The 19391-nt window shown below is 71.0% G+C and carries 14 protein-coding genes; 5 read left to right on the top strand and 9 right to left on the bottom strand.

Translation table 11 applies throughout. From position 1 onward, the window contains the following. Positions 1–355 precede the first annotated feature (355 nt). Entirely contained in the window at positions 356–3070 is a 2715-nt protein-coding gene (locus ABD169_RS13375; protein ID WP_344032985.1) for a choice-of-anchor A family protein, read from the top strand. A 285-nt stretch (positions 3071–3355) separates the two neighbouring features. Continuing rightward, positions 3356–5977, top strand: coding sequence for a LuxR C-terminal-related transcriptional regulator (locus tag ABD169_RS13370; protein WP_344032983.1), 2622 nt, complete (start codon positions 3356–3358; stop codon positions 5975–5977). A gap of 18 nt (positions 5978–5995) precedes the next feature. Here the strand turns inward: ABD169_RS13370 and ABD169_RS13365 are convergent, their stop codons facing one another. Further along, on the bottom strand, positions 5996–6943 hold the full coding sequence (locus ABD169_RS13365) for a diacylglycerol/lipid kinase family protein (RefSeq protein WP_344032981.1): 948 nt from the start codon (positions 6941–6943) through the stop codon (positions 5996–5998). A 180-nt stretch (positions 6944–7123) separates the two neighbouring features. Here ABD169_RS13365 and ABD169_RS13360 point away from each other — a divergent pair, with 180 nt between their 5' ends. Then, positions 7124–7750 (top strand): class II aldolase/adducin family protein, encoded by a 627-nt coding sequence (locus ABD169_RS13360; protein WP_344032979.1) that lies wholly within the window; start codon positions 7124–7126, stop codon positions 7748–7750. Positions 7751–7857: 107 nt separating this feature from the next. On the opposite strand, the gene ABD169_RS13355 is transcribed toward ABD169_RS13360, so the two are convergent. Then, a complete protein-coding gene (locus tag ABD169_RS13355; RefSeq protein ID WP_344032977.1) occupies positions 7858–9984 on the bottom strand; it encodes an alkaline phosphatase family protein in 2127 nt (708 codons plus the stop codon). A gap of 402 nt (positions 9985–10386) precedes the next feature. Here ABD169_RS13355 and ABD169_RS13350 point away from each other — a divergent pair, with 402 nt between their 5' ends. Then, on the top strand, positions 10387–10884 hold the full coding sequence (locus ABD169_RS13350) for a hypothetical protein (protein WP_344032975.1): 498 nt from the start codon (positions 10387–10389) through the stop codon (positions 10882–10884). Positions 10885–11004: 120 nt separating this feature from the next. Here ABD169_RS13350 and ABD169_RS13345 read toward each other — a convergent pair whose 3' ends face one another. The 7 genes from ABD169_RS13345 to ABD169_RS13315 all read right to left on the bottom strand — a co-directional run bounded on the left by ABD169_RS13345 (position 11005) and on the right by ABD169_RS13315 (position 18386). Then, positions 11005–12555, bottom strand: coding sequence for a hydantoinase/oxoprolinase N-terminal domain-containing protein (locus ABD169_RS13345; protein WP_344032973.1), 1551 nt, complete (start codon positions 12553–12555; stop codon positions 11005–11007). Then, positions 12552–13679, bottom strand: a complete 1128-nt coding sequence (locus tag ABD169_RS13340; RefSeq protein ID WP_336653391.1) for an S-methyl thiohydantoin desulfurase family protein — start codon at positions 13677–13679, stop codon at positions 12552–12554. The genes ABD169_RS13345 and ABD169_RS13340 overlap by 4 nt, the downstream gene beginning before the upstream one ends. After that, positions 13676–15115: a cytosine permease gene (locus ABD169_RS13335; protein WP_344032971.1), complete on the bottom strand. Its 1440-nt coding sequence runs from the start codon at positions 15113–15115 to the stop codon at positions 13676–13678. Before ABD169_RS13335 ends, ABD169_RS13340 begins: the two co-directional genes overlap by 4 nt. Continuing rightward, complete coding sequence (locus ABD169_RS13330) at positions 15112–15714, bottom strand: TetR/AcrR family transcriptional regulator (RefSeq protein ID WP_344032969.1); 603 nt, start codon at positions 15712–15714, stop codon at positions 15112–15114. The genes ABD169_RS13335 and ABD169_RS13330 overlap by 4 nt, the downstream gene beginning before the upstream one ends. Positions 15715–15791: 77 nt before the next feature. After that, positions 15792–16478: an NUDIX hydrolase gene (locus ABD169_RS13325; RefSeq protein ID WP_344032967.1), complete on the bottom strand. Its 687-nt coding sequence runs from the start codon at positions 16476–16478 to the stop codon at positions 15792–15794. A gap of 8 nt (positions 16479–16486) precedes the next feature. Next, complete coding sequence (locus ABD169_RS13320; protein ID WP_344032965.1) at positions 16487–16762, bottom strand: hypothetical protein; 276 nt, start codon at positions 16760–16762, stop codon at positions 16487–16489. A gap of 13 nt (positions 16763–16775) precedes the next feature. After that, the gene (locus tag ABD169_RS13315) at positions 16776–18386 is read right to left on the bottom strand and encodes an acyl-CoA carboxylase subunit beta (protein WP_099723973.1); all 1611 of its coding nucleotides are present in this window, start codon (positions 18384–18386) and stop codon (positions 16776–16778) included. 122 nt (positions 18387–18508) lie between these two features. Between ABD169_RS13315 and ABD169_RS13310 the strand changes: the two genes are divergently transcribed. Beyond that, positions 18509–19348: a biotin--[acetyl-CoA-carboxylase] ligase gene (locus ABD169_RS13310; RefSeq protein ID WP_344032963.1), complete on the top strand. Its 840-nt coding sequence runs from the start codon at positions 18509–18511 to the stop codon at positions 19346–19348. Positions 19349–19391: the final 43 nt, after the last annotated feature.

Here is a 19391-nt window from a genome sequence, read left to right as displayed (position 1 = left end):
CGCCCGGGAGCACCATCGTGCTCCCGGGCGTTCGTGCGTCGACGCGCGAGGAGCAGGGGGTAGGGTTTCGCGCGCCGAGGGGTAGTTTTTGTTCTCCGATCGTTTACAAAAGCTGCCCGCTTCGTAGGCTTGACCCCGAGCGGATTTCCTAGGGGAGGGAGTCCGCAACTCGGGTGAGAACCGCCGCAGTGCGTTCTCCGGACCGGCATCGTCACCGCTTCCGCGGGCTCCTTCGCGAGCCCGAACGGAAGGGTGCAGTCGATGCTGCGACCGATCCCGAGTTCTCGGATCCGTGATCCTTCATCGGTTTCCGCATGCCCCTCAACGACCGATATTGAGAGGAACTCGTAACCGAATGAGCATTCGCAAGTTGATCGCCGGTGCGCTCGGCGCGCTCGTGGTGACGGGCGGCATCGTGCTGCCGACCACGGCGGCGACCGCCGCGCCGAAGGCGGCACCGAACCAGAACGCGGGCGCGCTGTCCGCGAAGGTCTGCGTGCCCACGGCCGGTGTCGGTGTCGTGCACCCGCAGTTCCCGGTGAAGCCGCAGCCCGTCGACGAGAACGTCAGCGTCTACGTGGGCGGGGACTTCACTCGCGCCCGGGGCGCCGAGCTCGAAGGCCAGCTCGTGGTCAACGGCAACGCCCTGATCCAGGGCAACGGCATCTACAACCTCGGCACCGTCGGCGCCGGATCCGGCATCGTTCCGGTCGAGGGATCGAACGCGCTCCGCGTCGGGGGCAACCTGACCATCGAGGCCGGCGGCAGGATCCTCTTCAGCACGCAGTCGACCTCCGGGCTCCCGGCTCCCGCCAATGCTCGTATCGGCGGCACCCTGGCGGACGCGAAGCTGTTCGAGAATCAGAACGCCTCCAACACCGTCTCCACCAACGTGGGGCGCACGAGCGCACTCGGCTCGCCGTCGTTCTCCGACTGGCCCAACGACAACTTCTCGGTGCTGCGCGACATCGCCGATCGCAACTGGACCGGCACCCCGGGCAGCTTCACGGTTGATAGCGGGGTGCTCACCCTCACCGGCGCGACCGGGGCTTCGCGGCACCTGTTCGAGATCCCCGCTTCCGCGCTGACGAACGGGCTGACGCTCAACCTCGGCGCGAACATCAAGGCGACCGACCCCGTGATCGTCAAAGTCACCGGCACTTCGGCGACGCTCGACCTCATCGACGTCCAGGCCGGCGGAGTCCAGGTTCCCATGGGCGACAAGCGATTCGGCCAGATGGCGTCCCAGATCCTCTGGACCTTCCCGACCGCAACGACCGTCAACGTCACGGGCGGGCAGGTGCCCGGCTCGGTGGTCGTGCCGACCCCCGGCTCGAACACCACCGTCGCCGCTGGTGGCGTCAACGGCCGCTACTGGGTCGCCGGCAACCTCACGCAGAACTACGGTGGATCCGAGTTCCACGCCTTCCCGTTCATCGGTGAGCCCGACATGACCTGCGGTGAGCCCCCGGTTCCCCAGGTGACCCAGACCGCGACCCCGGTTGCTCCCGAGGTCGTCCAGGCGACGTGCGATGTCGACGGCAAGACCGTCGACCCGAAGGTGACGCTCGCGTCGACGACCGGGATCGATTACACGCTGTCGAAGACTGCTCCGAAGGCCGGCGACACCGTGACCGTGACTGCGACGGCGAAGGACGGGTACGTCTTCCCGAAGACCGTCGAGGGTTGGACCGTTGCTGCTGACCAGAAGTCGGCGACCAAGGACCTGACGCTGGACGAGGTCGATTGCAAGAAGCCGGACACCGTGGCGACTCCGGTTGCTCCCGAGGTCGTCCAGGCGACGTGCGATGTCGATGGTAAGACCGTGGATCCGAAGGTGACGCTCGCGTCGACGACCGGGATCGATTACACGCTTTCGAAGACCGCTCCGAAGGCCGGCGACACCGTGACCGTGACTGCGACGGCGAAGGACGGGTACGTCTTCCCGAAGACCATCGAGGGTTGGACGGTTGCTGCTGACCAGAAGTCGGCGACCAAGTCGGTGAAGCTGGACGAGGTCGATTGCAAGAAGCCGGACAGCGAAGTGGCTCCGGTTGCTCCCGAGGTCGTCCAGGCGACGTGCGACGTCGATGGCACCGTGGTGGATCCGAAGGTGACGCTCGCCGTGACCGAGGGTGTCGCGTACGAGCTGTCGAACAAGGCCGCGAAGGCCGGCGACACGGTCACGGTGACTGCCACGGCGAAGGACGGGTACGTCTTCCCGAAGACTGTCGAGGGTTGGACGGTTGCTGCTGACCAGAAGTCGGCGACGAAGTCGGTGAAGCTGGACGAGGTCGATTGCAAGAAGCCCGACACCGAGGTGGCGCCGGTTGCTCCCGAGGTTGTCCAGGCGACCTGCGACGTCGATGGCAACGTGGTGGATCCGAAGGTGACGCTGGCCGAGACTGCCGGGATCGACTACACCGTTTCCAACAAGGCCGCGAAGGCGGGCGACACGGTCACCGTGACTGCCACGGCGAAGGACGGGTACGTCTTCCCGAAGACCGTCGAGGGTTGGACCGTTGCCGCTGACCAGAAGTCGGCGACCAAGGACCTGACGCTGGACGAGGTCGATTGCACGAAGCCGGACACCGTGGCGGCTCCGGTTGCTCCCGAGGTCGTCCAGGCGACGTGCAACGTTGATGGCACCGTGGTGGATCCGAAGGTGACGCTCGCGTCGACGACCGGGATCGACTACACGCTTTCGAAGACTGCTCCGAAGGCCGGCGACACGGTCACCGTGACCGCGACGGCGAAGGACGGCTACGTCTTCCCGGAGACCGTCGAGGGCTGGACCGTTGCTGCCGATCAGAAGTCGGCGACCAAGGACCTGAAGCTGGACGAGGTCGATTGCAAGAAGCCGGTTGTCCCGGTCGATCCCGAGAAGCCGGTGAACCCCGAGAAGCCGGTGACCCCGGAGACGCCCAAGACTCCCGCGAACCCGGCCCAGCCGAAGACCGGCGAGCACCTTGCCGAGACCGGCGGATCCTCGATCCTGCCGTTCGTCGGGATGGGCGCCCTGCTGCTGGCGGCCGGTGGGCTGCTGGTGATGCGCCGCCGCGCGAGCTAGCTCGGCGACGGCCGGCCGGGACTCCGACGGGATCCGCACCCCCCAAGCGGTCCGTTCCGAGCCCGGCCGACACACGGCGGTGAGGCCCCTCCTCCCGCTCCGGACCCCCGTGCGGTTCGATTTCGATCGATCCGCACGGGGGTCTTCGTGCATCCGCACTGCGGATCCGGGTCGCCCGTGGAGTACGCTCTGCCGCAGGACAGCGATTCTCGATCGCTCCGAACGGCCTCGGAACCGGGGTCGAGGGGGAGGGCCAGTGGTTCGAGCACCGAGCGGAAACCTGTCGTGACCGAGCCGCGCCGCGCGGTTCCGGTGCCCCGCTTCTTCAGCGTCGAGCGCGAACGGCTGTTCCCCCGCCCGGCCGAGGACGGCGAACCGGCGCCGCTGACGATCTTCTGCGCGCCGATGGGCATGGGCAAGACGGTGCTCGCATCCCAGTGGCTGCGCAGCGACGTCTTCGACGGTGTCGAGGTGCACTGGACGAGCTGTCTCGATGCCGACGGCGACGCGGGATCCCTGTGGCGCTTCCTGGCCGAGGCGCTGCGACCGGATGCCCCGCTCGGCGGCGGATCGGGGAGCCCGCGGTCCGCCGCCGGGCCCGGCGACTGGTTCCGCGCGGCCCAGCGGGCGGTCGAGCGGCTCGACCGCCGGGTGATGCTCGTGATCGACGACTACCAGGAGCTCACCTCGATCCGGACCGACCGGGACCTCGCGAGACTCATCTCGATGAGCCCGCTCCTGCTCGTGACGGTGCTGTCTCACACCCTCGCGGGGCTCGACGGGCCGACCGTTCTGAGCGGGTTGACCGCTGTCGAGGTCGATGCCGGGCAGCTCCCGTTCACGCTCGAGGAGACGCGCGAGCTCGCGGCCCGCTACGGGATCGACGCGGACTACGCTGCGAGGCTGCATCACGAGGCCGCGGGGTGGCCCCTCCCGATCCGGGAGGTGCTGCAGCAGATCGCCGGCGGTGCGACCGAGGGGAGGATCGCGGCGCGGGTGCGACGGTTCCTCGAGGAGTACGCGGCCGCACCGATGTCCGAGCTCGGTCTGCGCGTCCTCACGCTGTCCGCCGTGTGCGACCGCATCAGTCTCGACCTCCTGGCGTCGGCCGTCGAGTCGTCCGCCGTCGAGCTCGAAGCCGCTCTGGATGAGCTGGGCCGTCTGGGCCTGATCACCCGCCACTGGTACCCGGAACAGACGAGGCTCAGGTGCCACCCCGGACTCCGCGCCGTGCTGCGGGCGCGGGCCGTCCGTGAGCTGGACGAACCCGAGCTGCACCGCTTGCGGTTCCGGCACGCGATGGATCTGGGCGGGGACGACCCGTCGCGGGCGGTCGCCCTGCTGCTCGAGATCGAGGAGTACGGCGATGCGGCTCGTCTGCTCGCCTCGTTCTACCCCGAGGGGATCGGGCCGAACGGGGAGGCCCTGATCCCGCTCCGAGGGATTCCGCTCGCCCGCCTGCGCGAGCATCCGTACCTCATCGGCGCGCACCTGCTGACGGAGATCGGGCAGGGACGCTGCACGCGATCGGAGGCCGAGGGCATGCACCGGGCGCTCCTCGACGCGATCGCGGGGCGGGAAGCGGTGGGGGATACCGAGCTGGCGATCCCCACGGGAGCGCTGCTCATCACGGTGGAGCGCATGCGCGGCGACGTCGGCGAGGCGCTGCGCCGGGCGCGGGAGCTCGCGCAGCGGATGGAGCGCGCCCGGCTCTCCGACGATGAGGCGGGCGCTGCGGGGATCCCGCCGGAGGGCGTCTCCGTGATCTACTCGGCGATCGCGATCTCGGCGCTGCTGTCGGGCGACGCCGATCTCGCGGAGCGCTGTTTCGCACGGGCGCTCGACGCGGCGGAGCGGGCGGGGAGCGGTGCGAAGCAGCACCGAGCGCTGAACGGGCTCGCGTTCGCCGCCGCGGCGAAGGGCGAGACCAGACGCGCGCGGGGGTATCTCGCGCGGATCGAGTCGCTGGAGCTGGTGATGGACGGTGCGCCGTCGCAGTTCAGCGTGATGAGCGGCGTCTCCGCCCGGTTGATGATCGCGATCGAGGATCGGGACCTGGATACGATCGCGCGGCTGCTCGACACGGTCGAACCGGTGCGGAACCGGACCTCCGAGTGGTCGTTCTTCGCGATGGCGGAGGCGGAGCTGCTCCGGCAGGAGGACGTGCTGGCGGCGGTCGCGCGACTGGACCGACGGGTGCGGGACGCCGAGCGCATCTTCGACACCTCGTCGTTCACTGCCGTCTGGCTCGACGCGTACGCCGCGCGGATGCTCGCGAAGGCCGGGAACCTGGGCGCTGCCGAGCGGCGTCTCGCCGCACTCGATCCGGAGCACCCCGCGGTCCTGGTGAGCCGCGCGGCGCTGTCGTTACTCGAGGAGGATCTCGCCGCGGCGGTCGCGGTGGCGACCCGGTTCCTGCGGTTGCGACTGCCCGTGTGGGAAACGATCGCCGGGCAGGCGGTGCGCGGCGTGGCCCGCTGGGAGCTGGGTGCGCGGGACGCGGCGGTCGCCGATTTCACCGTCGCCGCGGGGCTGGTGCTCGAACACGCGTCGACGAGCGCGCTCGAGATGCTGCCCTACGAGTCGCTGCGCGAGCTCGCCGCCGAGACCGCGCGGCGCGGCGGCCCGGACCTCGGGGCAGTGGTCGACGCGATCCCCGAAGCGCTGCGCTACCGGCAGTTCGAGGCGCTGACGCCGGCGGAGCTGCGCACGCTCGAGGCGCTCGGCGCGGGTCCGCGCACCATGGCCGAGGTCGCCGAGGAGCTGTTCGTCACGCCCCACACCGTGAAGTTCCATATGCGCAGCGTCTACCGCAAGCTCGGCGCCGGCGGGCGGGACGAGGCGCTGCGCCGCGCGCGCCAGATGGGGCTCATCGCGCCGGAGCGGGCGCCCGAGTACCACCTCTGACCGCGGGCGCCCCCCGACTCAGCGCACGCGCAGCGCCGACGGCAGGATCGTGGTCTCGAATCCGCTGATCTCGCCGACCTCTTCCCCGTCGATCTCGAAGACCACGGGTGCGTCGAGGTCGACGGCGATGCGGCCCGCCTGCCGGTGCGCGGCGGTCTCGCTGCTCTCGGCCGAGTCCGCGCCGGTGAGCAGCCGTTTCAGTCCGTTGTCCCAGACCAGATTGCGCATGGTGTCGAGCCAGGCGCCGACCCCGTCGGCGCTGAGCAGCAAGAGGTCGAGCCGGCCGTCGGACGGATCCGCATCCGGGAGCAGCGTGATGCCGCCCTGGATCGTGCCGCAGTTGGCGACGAGCAGGGTGTGGCCGCGGTGCGGCTCCGCATCGCCGGAATCGAGTGCGGCGGTGAACTCCCGCACCCCCGCGCCCGAGACCGCGCGGCCGAGGGACTCGACGTACGCGAGCCAGCCCGCGCGATCCTTGAGGTCGTCGTCGGTCTCCGCGATCATCTGCGCGTCGATGCCGAAGCCCACCATCACGGCGAAGCCGTGCCGTTCGGTGCCGCCGTCCGGGCGTCGCAGCTCGACGATCCCGAGGTCGAGCGGCGATCCTTCGCCGGTGACGACCCGTGTCAGCGCGGCGGAGTGGTCGCCGAGCGGAATCCCGAGGTTGCGGGCGAGCAGGTTGCCCGTGCCGAGCGGCAGGATCCCGAGATCCGGCGCACCGTCGTGCTCGCCGAGCACCTCGGCCACCTCGCGCACGGTGCCGTCCCCGCCCGCGGCGACCACGACGGTGCAGCCGGCCTCGATCGCGGCTTCGGTCGCGCCGCGGCCGGGATCCTCCGCGCTGGTCTCGAAGAGTCGGAACTCCGGCTGGGATGCGCCGGGTTCGGAGGCCGCGTCGATGGCCGCGTGCAGTTCCTCCTCCTCGATCTTGGTGGGGTTCCAGACGATGCCGATCAGATCGTTCACGATGCTCCTTCGGGGTCGGATGCTTCCATCCTCTCCGCTTCGCGACTCCTGCGCCCGGATATCCGTGCTCGGCCGGACGGATTCACTGCATTCGTCCGGCCGAGCGAGGATGCCCGGCCGAACGGGGGTCCCGCGCCGCACGGATAGTCTGAGTGGGTCGGACGAAGCGGGAGGAAGAGCATGGGACGGGATCTGGACGCGCGTGTCGCGGAGCTGATCGAGGTGGGCGCCGATGCGGTGTCGCGCGGCCTGGTGCTCGCGAGCGGCGGAAATCTCTCGGCCAGGCTCGACGACGACGCGTTCGTGGTGACCGCCTCGGGCACCTGGCTCGATCGGCTGAGCCCCGCGGACTTCAGCGTCGTCGGCCTCGACGGCGAGGTGCGCGGCGGCAACCCGACCCCGTCGAGCGAGTGGAAGCTGCACCAGCGGGCCTATCTCGCGCGTCCCGACGCCGAGTGCACGATCCACCTGCACCCGCAGCACGCGGTGGTGCTCGCGAGCCTCGGCAAGCCGATCCGGCTGCTCACTCTCGACCACGCCTTCTACGTGCGTTCGGTCGGCGTGACGCCCTTCTTCCACAACGGATCCGACGAGCTCGCCGACACCGCCGCCGAGCAGCTGCGCGAGCACGACTGCGTGGTGATGCGCCATCACGGCTGCTCCGTCGTCGCCGAGTCGGTGCGCATGGCCTACCGGCGCGCCCTCAACCTCGAGGACGCCGCGAAGGCGAGCATCCTGGCGCTGCAGCTGGGCGACACCGACACGGTGTTCCCGCCCGAGGCGCTCGCCGATATTTATCACGCCTGAGCTTCCGCACCGGCTGTCGTCATCGAGAGGGCCCGTTTCCACCCGCACGAGTATTCGAACGGTGGAAACGGGCCCTCTCGATGAAGGAGAGACCTCGGGGCCTCGGCCTATGCGGCGGCGCGGCGTGCTCGGCGCACGCTGCGAGCGCCCAGCGCGACGCCCGCACCCGCGAGCGCGAGGAGCGAGCCGGCGAGGATCGCGGCCGCGGCGGGATCCTCGGCGCCGGTGACGGCGAGACCGTCGACCGTCGCGCCGGTGCCGCCGTTCGCGCCCGAGCCCGAACCGTTCGCGCCTGCGCCGGCGGTTCCCGTGCTGGCGGCGGTGCCGCTGCCGGAAGCGGTGCTCGCGCCCGAGGCGGCGCTCGTGCCGCCCGCGGTGCTGCCGTTGCCGGAGGCGGTGCTGCCGCCGTTCGCGCCGGACCCCGCGGTGCTGGACCCGGTGCCGTCCGAGCCGGTGCTCGGCGCCGCGGTGACGGAGAGCGGGATCGACACCTCGGATCCGTCGGCCCGCTTCGCGACGAGCGCGTGCTGGCCCGCGGCGGTCCCGGCGGGAATCGTGACGGCCTGCGAGAAGGAACCGTCGGTTCCCGCGGTCACGGTGCCGAGCGGGACGGGGGTGGAGTGCAGCTCGAGTGCGAGCCGCTCGCCCGCCTCGAAACCGGTACCGGACACGGTCGCGGTGCCGCCGGCGACGACCGAGGGGGCCGAGACCGAGATCGCGGCGGGGTCGGGAGTCGGAGCGTCGGGCTGCGAGACGCGCACCTGGTCGATGACCCAGAACGCGCTGTTGATGCCGCTGTACGAGAAGTTCAGGCGGATGCTCTTCGGCAGCTGCCCCTTCGCGTCGCGGGGCAGCTCGTAGCTGAAGTGCTCGACCTGGTTCACCGGGTTCGCACGGGTGCCGTTGGCCGGGTAGTCGACGAGCTTCTGCGGCTGCAGGCCGGAGGCCTCGTCGAAGCTCACGCGCACGCCCGCGCCCTGGGGGTCGTCGACGGCGTAGTCCGAGACGAAGGAGATATCGACCGTGGCCGCGCCGTTGAGGGTGTACTCGGGGGTGACGAGCGTGGAGTCGAAGTTGCGGCCGCTCTTCGGGCTCACGTCGTCCCACTCGTCGGAGTCGGCGACGGCGAACACGTTCCGCGAGCGCACGTTGTTCTCGCGGTGCTGCCCGAGCTCCGCGTTCGAGAAGAAGTCGTCGGTCATGAAGGTCCAGCCGCGGAACTCGGTCGATCCGCCGGTGGGCATCTTCGAGTTGTCGACGGTCCACCCCTCGGGTGCCTCGTTCGTCCAGCCGGTGATCCCGACGAGACCCTTCTCGTCGACGGCGCCCCGCAGCTTCGGGCGGAGCGCGTCGAAGGCGTCGGGAACGATGTCGGTCACGGCCTCGCCGTCGAGCTCCCAGGCGGAGTCCCGGGCGATGCCGTCGTGCGCGAGCACGGTCGGTGCGATGTCGGCGATCTTGACGTCGTCGCGGACGGTGCCGGCGGGGAACTCCGACCCCTTCGCGATCACGAAGGTCTTGCGCTCGAGGCGCGAAGCCCCGCCGTGGCCGCCGGTCGGGGTGTGCCCGTGGTCGGCGGTGACGACGATCAGCCAGTCCTCGTTCGCGTACCCGGGGCGCTGCTCGACGGCGCCGACGATCTTGGCGATCTGCTGGTCCGCGGTCTGCAGCGCGGTCCGGTAGGCGGCGGAGGAGGATCCCGTGCTGTGTCCGGCGCCGTCGACCTCGTCGAGGTGCACGAACACGTCGTCGGGGTTGCCCTTCGACAGCCGATCGATGGTCTTCGCGGTGGTGTCGGCGTCGTCCTTGCCCTGGATCCGCTCGTCGACGGCGGACCCGAAGACGGTGGTCGAGATCGGGCCCCAGGTGCCGACGACCAGGGTGCTGCGCTGCGGCGCCGCCCGTTCGATCCGCGTGAGGTAGTCGGGGAACTGCGCGTAGTTGGGGTTCGTGAAGTTGTTGTCGGTCACCCGGTGCTTGTCGGGCCAGACGCCGGTCGCGATGGTCGACCAGCCCGCGCCCGAGACGGTGGGGGCCATCGGGGACGCCGGCAGGTTGCTCGTCGCGGTGAGGCCGCCCTGCTGCAGCGCGTGGATCGCGGGCGTCTCGGCCTGCGCCAGGACGTCGTAGGAGGCGCCGTCGACGCCGATCACCAGCGTCTTCGGGGTGCGCGGCGCAGCGGTCTGCGCCGGGGGATCGGTGGGGGCCGCGCTGGCGGCGGTTCCGGCGCTCACGCCGGTGATTCCGAGCAGGACTGCGGCGGCTGAGGCCGCGACCGCGTGTTTCCTCACAGTGGTTCTCTCCAAAGAGTGGGGGATCGGGTGGGGGAGTTCGGCTGGCCGGGCGAGGGGGAGGTGCGCGGCCGCACACCAGTCTGGGAAGCCGCCGGTGCGCGCGCAGCGACACGCCAGGCGGCCACTCGCGCTTCCGCGCGGGGCAACCGCGGGTTCACCGCCGACGCGCGTCGGCTCGGGTGCCGTCCGTCCGTCCACCGGCCGGCCCGACGGGGAAAACTCCTGATCAATGCCCGAACGACGTGTCGCGGGGAAATCGTCAAGCGGGCCGGGCGAACTCGGCGGTTCGCGACTTCGCCGCCGGATGAACACTGGTGAAACGAGTCGGAGTACGCTTCGAACGTGCCCCTCGAATCACTGTTCCGTCGCCTCGACCGCCTCGCCGGAGGCCGGAAGTCCGGCGAGCTGATCCCCGAGCAGATGTCCGCGCATCCGCGCACGCGGCGCGCGTTCCGGTGGATCGGCTGGCTGCTCGCCGTCGAGCTCCTGATCGGCGTCGGCGCCGTCGTCGTCGCACTGCTGCTGACGGGCAACGGCGAGCAGGTGCCGTTCGCGGTCTGGATGCGCACGCTCGTGGTGCTCGGCATGACCGCGACGCTCTTCTACTTCGCCTGGCGCGCATCGCTCGGCTGGCGCTGGGCGTATCAGCGCCTGCGGCTGTTCGCGCAGATCTTCCCCGTGATCACGCTCGTGATGGCGGCGATCCCCGGGCTCTACCCGACCTGGATGGTCACCGAGCAGATCGTCTTCAGCCTCATCATGATCGGGATCGCCGACTTCCTCACGAGCGACCACATGCGCGAGGCGTTCCGTGCCCCGGTGGAGCGTCCCGCCGACTGAGTCGGATCGACCCCGTCATCCTGCGCGAGCCTGCGAGCCTGCGAGTCGCAGGATCGAGATCCTGCGGCTCCTTCGTCGCGCAGGATGACGGGGCTTGCCGCGCAGGATGACGGCTCGGGATCAGACGAGCCGCCCGGCCGCGCGGGCGCGGACGATCACGGTGTCCTCCATGTAGGCGACGGGCAGCTCCTCCAGCGCGAGCACCTCGACCGTCTCGGCGGCCGCACCGGCCGCGACGGCGCGCTCGACCGCCTCGGCGCGGACGGCGTCCACGGCCTCCTGGCGGGAGGTCTCGCGCAGCGAGAACACCCGTTCCCCCTGTCCGGCGACGTCGCCGAGGGCCGCGCCCACGGCGTTCGCCGCGCCCGCGTGGTCGGGTCGGATCACCGCGGAGACGCCTGCGAGGCCGTCGGGGGAGATCACGGATCCGCCGCCGACGAGCACGATGGGCACGGGGGCCGCGCTCGGCTTCATGCGGTCGATCGACTCCTCGAGCAGCGCGCGGATCGCGGCCTCGCTCGCCTCGCGCAGCCGCGGCTCGACCGAGACCGGACGTCCGCCGTCGATCTCGAGGCGGCCGCCCGCGACCGCGATGTCGGTCGTGGTGAGCGTGCCGCCGCCGAACACGAGCGCCTCGCTCGTGATCCGGAAGCCGACGCTGTCGGGACCGAGCACGACGGGATCTCGGTCGGCGGCGCCGGTGCCGCGCACGACGGTTCCGCCGCCGAGCCCGACCGAGAGCACGTCGGGCATGCGGAAGTTGGTACGGATCCCGCCGATCTCGGCCGCGTGCGCCGACTGGCGGGGGAAGCCGCCGACGAGCACGCCGATGTCGGTCGTGGTGCCGCCGATGTCGACCACGAGCGCGTCGCTGACTCCGCTGAGGTGCGCGGCACCGCGGATCGAGTTGGTCGGCCCGCAGCCGATCGTCAGCACGGGGAACCGTAGCGCGAAGTCGAGTCGCATGAGCGTGCCGTCGTTCTGGCCGAAGTAGATGTCGGCGTCGATCCCGTGAGCATCGAGCGACTCGCGGAATCCGTCGGCCATGCGGCCGAGCGTGCGCACGAGCGCCGCGTTCAGGATCGTGGCGTTCTCACGCTCCAGAAGCCCGATGGATCCGATCTCGGCCGAACGGGAGACGGGCAGCCCGAGCTCCTTCTCGGCGATCTCGGCCGCGCGCAGCTCGTGCCCGTCGGCGACGGGGGAGAAGACGCCGACCACGGCGACCGCGTCGACGGCCCCGCGCATTTCGGCGCAGGCGGCCCGCACGGCGGCCTCGTCGAGCGCGCTGATCTCGCGTCCGTCGAACTCGTTGCCGCCGGCGATCACGAAGGCCGGGCCCGCGACGGCGTCGCGGAGCTCCCGAGGCCAGCCCTCGAACGGCGGCACGGCCGTGGTCGCGGGGCCGCCGATGCGGAGGACCCCGACCCGGCCGAGTCCGCGACGCTCGACGATCGCGTTGGTGCAGTGGGTGGTGCCGAGCATCGCCGCACGCACCTCGGACGCCGGGATCCCCGAAGCCTCCAGCACGCGGTCGATCGCTCGGGCGACGCCGTCGCCCGAGTCGGCCTCGGTCGGCGACTTGATCGAGGCGACGACCTCCAGCCGCTCGTCCAGCACGACGGCGTCGGTGTTGGTGCCGCCGACGTCGATCCCGATCCGGTAGCTCATGCGCGGGCCTCCTCGGCCCGCAGCGCGAGCTCCTCGATCGGCTCGTACGCGACGTCGTAGCCGAAGTACTGCGGACCCGCGGTCGCGAGCCCGATCTCGGTGCGCCACTGCGGGTGGCACGGGAACGCCACGACGGTGACGCGGGCGCCGTAGCGCAGCGTCTCGGTAGTGATGGGGTGCCCGGTCGACTGATCGAGCACTGCGATGAGGTCGGGGGTGACCGCGGCGAGCACGCCGTCGCGGCGGCCGAGCAGCATCTCGTTCTGGAAATCGAGTTCGAAGCCCGCGCCTCGATCGTCCCCGGTCCCGGCGAGGATCGCACGGCCCCGGGTGAAGCCGCCCGAGACGGCGCGCTCGATCTCGCTCACCTTGCCGTCGAACAGGCGGGTGCCGCCGAGCTCGTCGAGCATGCGGCCGATGCGCTCCTCGTCGCGCAGCTCGGAGCCGAGCAGCAGTTCGCCGATGCGGCGCGCGGTGCTCAGCGTTCCGGGGATCGCGACGTCGCGCACCACGGAGCCCGGGTACGCGTAGTCGATCATGGTGGCGGATCCGCCCATCTCGAACGACAGCACGCGCGCGAGCCGCTCGGACCAGGCGCCGTTCACCGGTCGCGAGAGCACGGCGTTGCCCTGCGCGTCGACGAGCACTGTGGCGCCCGGGCCGAGGCCGGCGAGGTGGTAGGTGACCATCTGCGCCTCGGGGAAGGCGCGGCCCATGGCGTCGCCGTCGACGATCGGCAGTCCGCGCTCGGCGGCGGCCGCGATCGGGATCAGCGAGTTGCCCCCGCCGATCTCGATCGGCATGATCGCCGCGACGCGCTGCCCCGTGCCCTGCTCGAGCAGGTCGATGGCGGCGACGAGCTCCTCGGCCGCGGCGATCTTCTCGATCGAGACCGAGGGCGCGCCGATCATGCCGACGGGCGCGACGATCCCGTCGTCGTCCAGGTCGGTGACGGCGATGACCGGCACGGGGCCGTGCTCGCGGATCGCGCGCTTCGCGTGCAGCGCGCCGACGTGCGGGTCGCCGCCGCCGCCCGTGCCGAGCACGGCGGCGCCGATCGCGATCGCGTCGATGTCCTCCTCGGTGATGCGGGTCAGGGCGGTTCCGGTGCGGGCCGCGGTCATCGATCGATCCCCTTCGCGATCTCGGCGGCCGCGTGCAGGTCCGGCGCGGTCGCCTCGGTGATTCCGGTGGTCTCCGCGGTGCGCGCCTCCGCGTCGCCCGCGTCGTCCGTGGCGGCGGTGCCGCGGTCGCGCCGCACGAGCCCGATGAGGGCGTGCGCGACGAACGCCGCGAGGATCGCATCGAGCGCCGGGATCGTGGTCAGGCTGAAGAGCCCGAGGCCGAGCCCGTTGCCCGGCTGCGTGGTGCAGACGCCCACGAGGCCGCCGATCGCCCAGGAGACGAAGGCCCACGGATCGACGGCGGGCACGGCCGCGCTGCCCGCACGCAGTCGGCTCGAACGGCGGGCGAAGAACTCGGCGAGGTACACGCCGCCGTAGGGGGCGATGAACGTGCCCATGACCGAGATGAACGGGATGAACGCGTCGTAGATGCCGAACAGGGCCGCGGCGATCGCCACGATCCCGCCGATCACGGTCAGCGTGCGGCGGCTCATCCGGGTGAAGATCGTCGACAGGTTGAGGGCCGCCGAGTAGAGGTTGTTGGTGTTCGTGGTCCACTGCGCGAGCGTGAGCACGACGACGGCGATCACGCCGAGGCCGAGCATGAAGAACATGCGCATGAGGTCCTGGGCGCCCATCACGCGCGACAGCACGAGGGCGACGATCACGATGAGCGAGTTGCCGATGAAGAAGCCGATGAACCCGGCCGCCATCGCGTGCTTCGGGGTGCGCGCCCAGCGGGCGATGTCGGGGGAGATGACGACGCCGAAGACGAAGATGCCCATGACCAGCGAGACCGCGCCGCCGAAGGTGAACTGCGGGGTCACCTCGGCGAAGAGCTGGCCGCTGCCGAACTGCACGAAGGCGAGCACCACGGCGAGGCCGAGCAGTGCGATGAGCAGCGGGACGGCCCACGAGCTGAGGCGCTCGATCGAGCGGTAGCCCCAGAGCGCGGTCAGCACCATGAGCGCGCCGCCGATCACTGTGAACACCTGCACGGGGACGTCGACGTGCAGGAGCTCGTCGACCGCGATGCGGGCGTTGTCGGCGAAGAATCCGGTCTGCACGCCGAACCAGCCGAGCGACGAGATCGCCATCGCGATCGAGATCACGCGACCGCCGGCCCGTCCGAAGACGGTGCGGGCGATGACCGAGCTGGTGAAGCCCGTGGCCGCGCCCACGTAGGTGCAGGCCATGGCCAGTACGCCCAGCAGGATCGAACCGATGATCGTCGCGGCGAGGGCCTCGCCGAAGGGGAGACCGGCGCCGAGCTGGACGCCCATGATGGTGCCCGAGAGGTCGATGCCGATGGCGATCCAGATGCCGGCGATGGGCAGCCAGCCCTTGCGCTCCTCGGCGGGGACGACGCCCTGCTCGTAGTCGGAGCGGCCGCTGCTCTGCGGCGCCTCTGCCGGGGTGGACGGGGAAGTGGTCATGGTCGGTTCTCCTGAACCGGGATCCCGAAGCCGAGTGCGGCGGCCAGCAGGTCCCAGGTGCGCGTGAGGTGCTCCGCGTAGAGCACGGGTTCGTAGTGCTTGAGCTGCAGGAACAGGCCGTCCATCAGACAGGTGAAGTGCGCGGTGAAGGCGTCGGGATCGACGCGCGCGAACCTGCCCGCATCGCGTCCCTCGATGTAGGTGGCGCGGATGGCTTCGGCGAGCTCCTCGTCCCAGCGGCGGAAGACGCCGGAGGGATCGGTGCCGGCGGGGATGCCGCCGGTGATGGACCGGAGATGGAAGTCCACGAGTTCGGGGCGTTCCTGGTAGAACGCGGGAACCCCCGTCAGGATCTTGTGGAGCCGTTCGAGCGGGTCGAGCTCGCGCGATTCGGCGAGCAGTCGGGTGAAGTAGTCGCGGTGCTCGGCGATGGACCGGGTGTAGACCTCCACGTAGAGCTCCTCCTTGCCGGAGAAGTGCGCGTAGATCGACGGGGCCTTGATCCCGACGTCGGCGGCGATCTCCTTGAGGGAGGTCTCCGCATAGCCGGCTCGGGCGAATCGCTCGCGCGCGGCTTCCAGGATCTGGGATCGGGTCATCTTCGAACCACCTAACTAACCTTCGTTAGGCAACGGTAAGACCACTGGACCGCGTTGTCAACACGGGGATTGGGCGACTACGGGAGGACGGGGAACTCGCGACCGCGATCCCAGTCGCCGCCCCAGCCGACCTCGGCGAAGAGCCGGGCGAGCAGCATTCCGGTGAAGCCCCAGACCACGCGGCCGCCGAAGCGTTCGTCGAGCCGGAACGCCTCGCCGCGGAACTCGTCGCCCGCACGGCGCAGCACCGAGGTGCCGCGGGCCGCCGGGTCGAGCAGTTCGGCGACGGGCACGCGGAACACCTCGACCGATTCCGTGCGGTCGGCGGCCACCGCGCTCGGCAGACGCCACCATCCGACCACCGGGGTCACGAGATTGCTGCTGACCGGCACCCAGATCTCGGGGAGCGTGCCGAGCACGTCGACGCCCGCGGGGTCGAGGCCGGTCTCCTCCCACGCCTCGCGCAGGGCCGTCGCGGCGCGGTCGGCGTCGCCGGGTTCCACTCCGCCGCCCGGGAATGCGATCTGGCCCGCGTGATGCCGCATGCCGTCGGCGCGGCGCGTCAACAGCACGTCAAGGGTCGGCGGCACCGCGGGGTCGGGCACCCGGCAGGGCACGTCGTCGAGGGCGCCGAACAGGATCAGGACCGCCGATCGCCGCGCGGGCCGTCCCGATTCGAGGGCTTGCGGGGTGATCGAGATGTCGAGCCCGGACGCGAGGGCGCGCTCGAGCTCGGCTCGCGCGTCCTCCGGGGTGTTCGGCACGGTCTCGATCAGCCCTCGTGCAGCAGCTCGCTGATCCCCTCGGGGACCCGCTGGGAACGGGCCCAGGGCTCGCGGTCGCGGCGGGCGACCCGCTTCACCTGGGCGGTCTCCTCGGCACGCGACTCGGTCAGCACCGCGATCGCCGCGGCGCGCTCGTGATCGCGCACGTCGCGGGTCACGAAGCGGAAATCGTCGCCGTGCAGGGTCGGATCGGGCGCGCCGATCTCCTCGCGCTTGGCGGCGTCGCGGGCAGCAGCGTCTGGCGGCAGCAGTTCGTCGTTCACGTCGTCCTTCGGCCTAGAGCGGGATGTTGCCGTGCTTCTTGGCGGGCTGCTCGGTGCGCTTGCCGCGCAGTCCGCGGAGCGACTTGATGACCGCCAGGCGGGTGCCCGCGGGCTCGAGCACGTTGTCGAGCTCGCCGCGCTCGGCGGCGAGGAACGGGCTCGTCACGTCGGCCGTGTACTTCGCGGTCAGCTCGGCACGCAGCGCCTCGACGTCCTCGCCGCGCTCGGCGGCTGCGGCCAGCTCCTTGCGGTAGAGGATGTTGACGGCGCCGGATCCGCCCATGACGGCGATCTCGGCGGTGGGCCACGCGATGTTGAAGTCGGCGCCCATCTGCTTCGAGCCCATCACGATGTACGCGCCGCCGTAGGCCTTGCGCGTGATGATCGTGACGAGGGGAACGGTCGCCTCGGCGTAGGCGTAGAGCAGCTTCGCACCGCGGCGGATCACGCCCTGCAGCTCCTGGTCGGTGCCGGGCAGGTAGCCGGGCACGTCCACGAGGGTGAGGATCGGGATCGAGAACGCGTCGCAGAACCGCACGAAGCGCGCGGCTTTCTCGCTCGCGTCGATGTTGAGCGTGCCCGCCATCTGTGCCGGCTGGTTCGCGACGATGCCGACGGTGCGACCCTCGACGCGGCCGAAGCCGATCAGCATGTTGGGGGCGAACAGCGGCTGCACCTCGAGGAACTCGCCCGAGTCGAGGATCGCCTCGATGACGACCTTCATGTCGTAGGGCTGGTTCGGGCTGTCCGGGATGATCGTGTTGAGGCGGCGGTCGACGTCGGTGATCTCGAACGCGGTGTCGCTGTCGTAGACCGGGGCCTCGGCCAGGTTGTTGTCGGGCAGGTAGCTGATGAGCGACCGTGCGTAGTCGAGCGCGTCGTGCTCGTCGCTCGCGAGGTAGTGCGAGACGCCGCTCGTCTTGTTGTGCGTGAGCGCGCCGCCCAGCTCCTCGAATCCGACCTCCTCGCCCGTGACGGTCTTGATGACGTCGGGGCCAGTGACGAACATGTGGCTGGTCTGGTCGACCATGATCACGAAGTCGGTGAGGGCGGGGGAGTAGACCGCGCCGCCGGCCGACGGGCCCATGACGATCGAGATCTGCGGGATGACGCCCGAGCACATGGTGTTCAGGCGGAAGATGTTCGCGTACTTCGAGAGGGCGACCACGCCCTCCTGGATGCGGGCCCCGCCCGAGTCGAGGATGCCGAGCACGGGGGCGCCGGTCTTGAGGGCGAACTCCATCGCCTTGACGATCTTCTCGCCGGCGACCTCGCCGAGCGATCCGCCGAAGGTCGTGAAGTCCTGCGAGTAGACGACGACCTGGCGGCCGTGGATGGTGCCCGCGCCGGTGACGACGGAGTCGCCGAACGGGCGGCTGTTCTCCATTCCGAAGCCCTGCGTGCGGTGCTTGACGTACTTGTCGAACTCGACGAAGCTGCCCGGATCGAGCAGCGCGGCGATGCGCTCGCGCGCCGTCATCTTGCCGCGGGGGTGCTGCTTCGCAGCTGCGGCGGCGTCGCGGTCGCCCACGGCCTCCTGGTACTTGCGCCGGTGGTCCGCGATGCGCGAGGCGGTCGTGGCGGCCGAGGGCTCGGTGGTCTCGGTGGCGTTCTCTGCAGTCACGGGTGTCAGCCTAGCGCGCGACCCATGCCGCAGGTTGGAGGAGCGCTCTCAAGGAACCGGCGATTCCGCTGGAGGATTCCTCCATCGGGCGGTGAGGAGGCCGCGCCGCTACGCTCGTTCGCATGGACCTGCCCCGCACCCGCGCCCTGCTGCCCCGCGTCGAGTGGCGCGAGTCGTCGCCCTCGACCAACGCCGAACTGCGCGAGCTCGTGGCGAGCGAGCCGTGGCTCCCGAACGGCACGCTGCTCGCGACCACCGATCAGACGGCGGGGCGGGGGCGTCTCGGTCGCGGCTGGGTCACGCCGCCCGGCACGTCGATCGCGGCGTCGCTGCTGCTGCGCGGCCCGGGGATCCGCGAAGTCTCGGCCGCGCTCGGGCCGGGCTGGACGCCGCTCATCGCCGGTTCCGCGGTGACGGACGCGCTGCAGGCCCGCTTCGCCGCGGACTCGGGGCTGCGCGTCGGCGTGAAGTGGCCGAACGACGTGCACGTGCGCGACGAGGAGGACGCGATCGCGGGCCGACCGGGACGCAAGCTGTGCGGGATCCTCTGCGAGATGCTGCCCGACGGATCGGTGATCGTCGGCACCGGGCTCAACCTGCTGATCCCCGAGTGGGAGCTGCCCACCGACCGGGCGTCATCGCTGCTGGCGGCCGGCGCCGACGTGGGCGGCGCCGAATCGCTCGACAGCGACGCCGGTCGGCATCTCGCCGACGAGATCCTCGCCGCGGTGACGGGCGGGCTGCTGCGCCTCGTCGAACGCGCCTCGCAGGATCCCGGCGCGGTGCGCGCCCGGGTGCTGCGGCACTCGCTCACGCTCGGTTCGGAGGTGCGGGTGCACCTGGCCGATCGGGTGATCGACGGCCGCGCCCGCACCCTGTCGGATGACGGCTCGCTCGTGGTCGATCTGCCGACCGGCGGCGAACTCGTCGTGTCGGCGGGCGACGTGGAGCACCTGCGGTAGATCGATCGCGCCCGCCGGTCGGGCGAGCTCGCTCGACCGGCGG

The sequence above is a fragment of the Leucobacter iarius genome (assembly GCF_039530105.1).
Classification (GTDB): Bacteria; Actinomycetota; Actinomycetes; order Actinomycetales; family Microbacteriaceae; genus Leucobacter; species Leucobacter iarius.
This window is presented reverse-complemented; position numbering and strand designations above follow the sequence as displayed.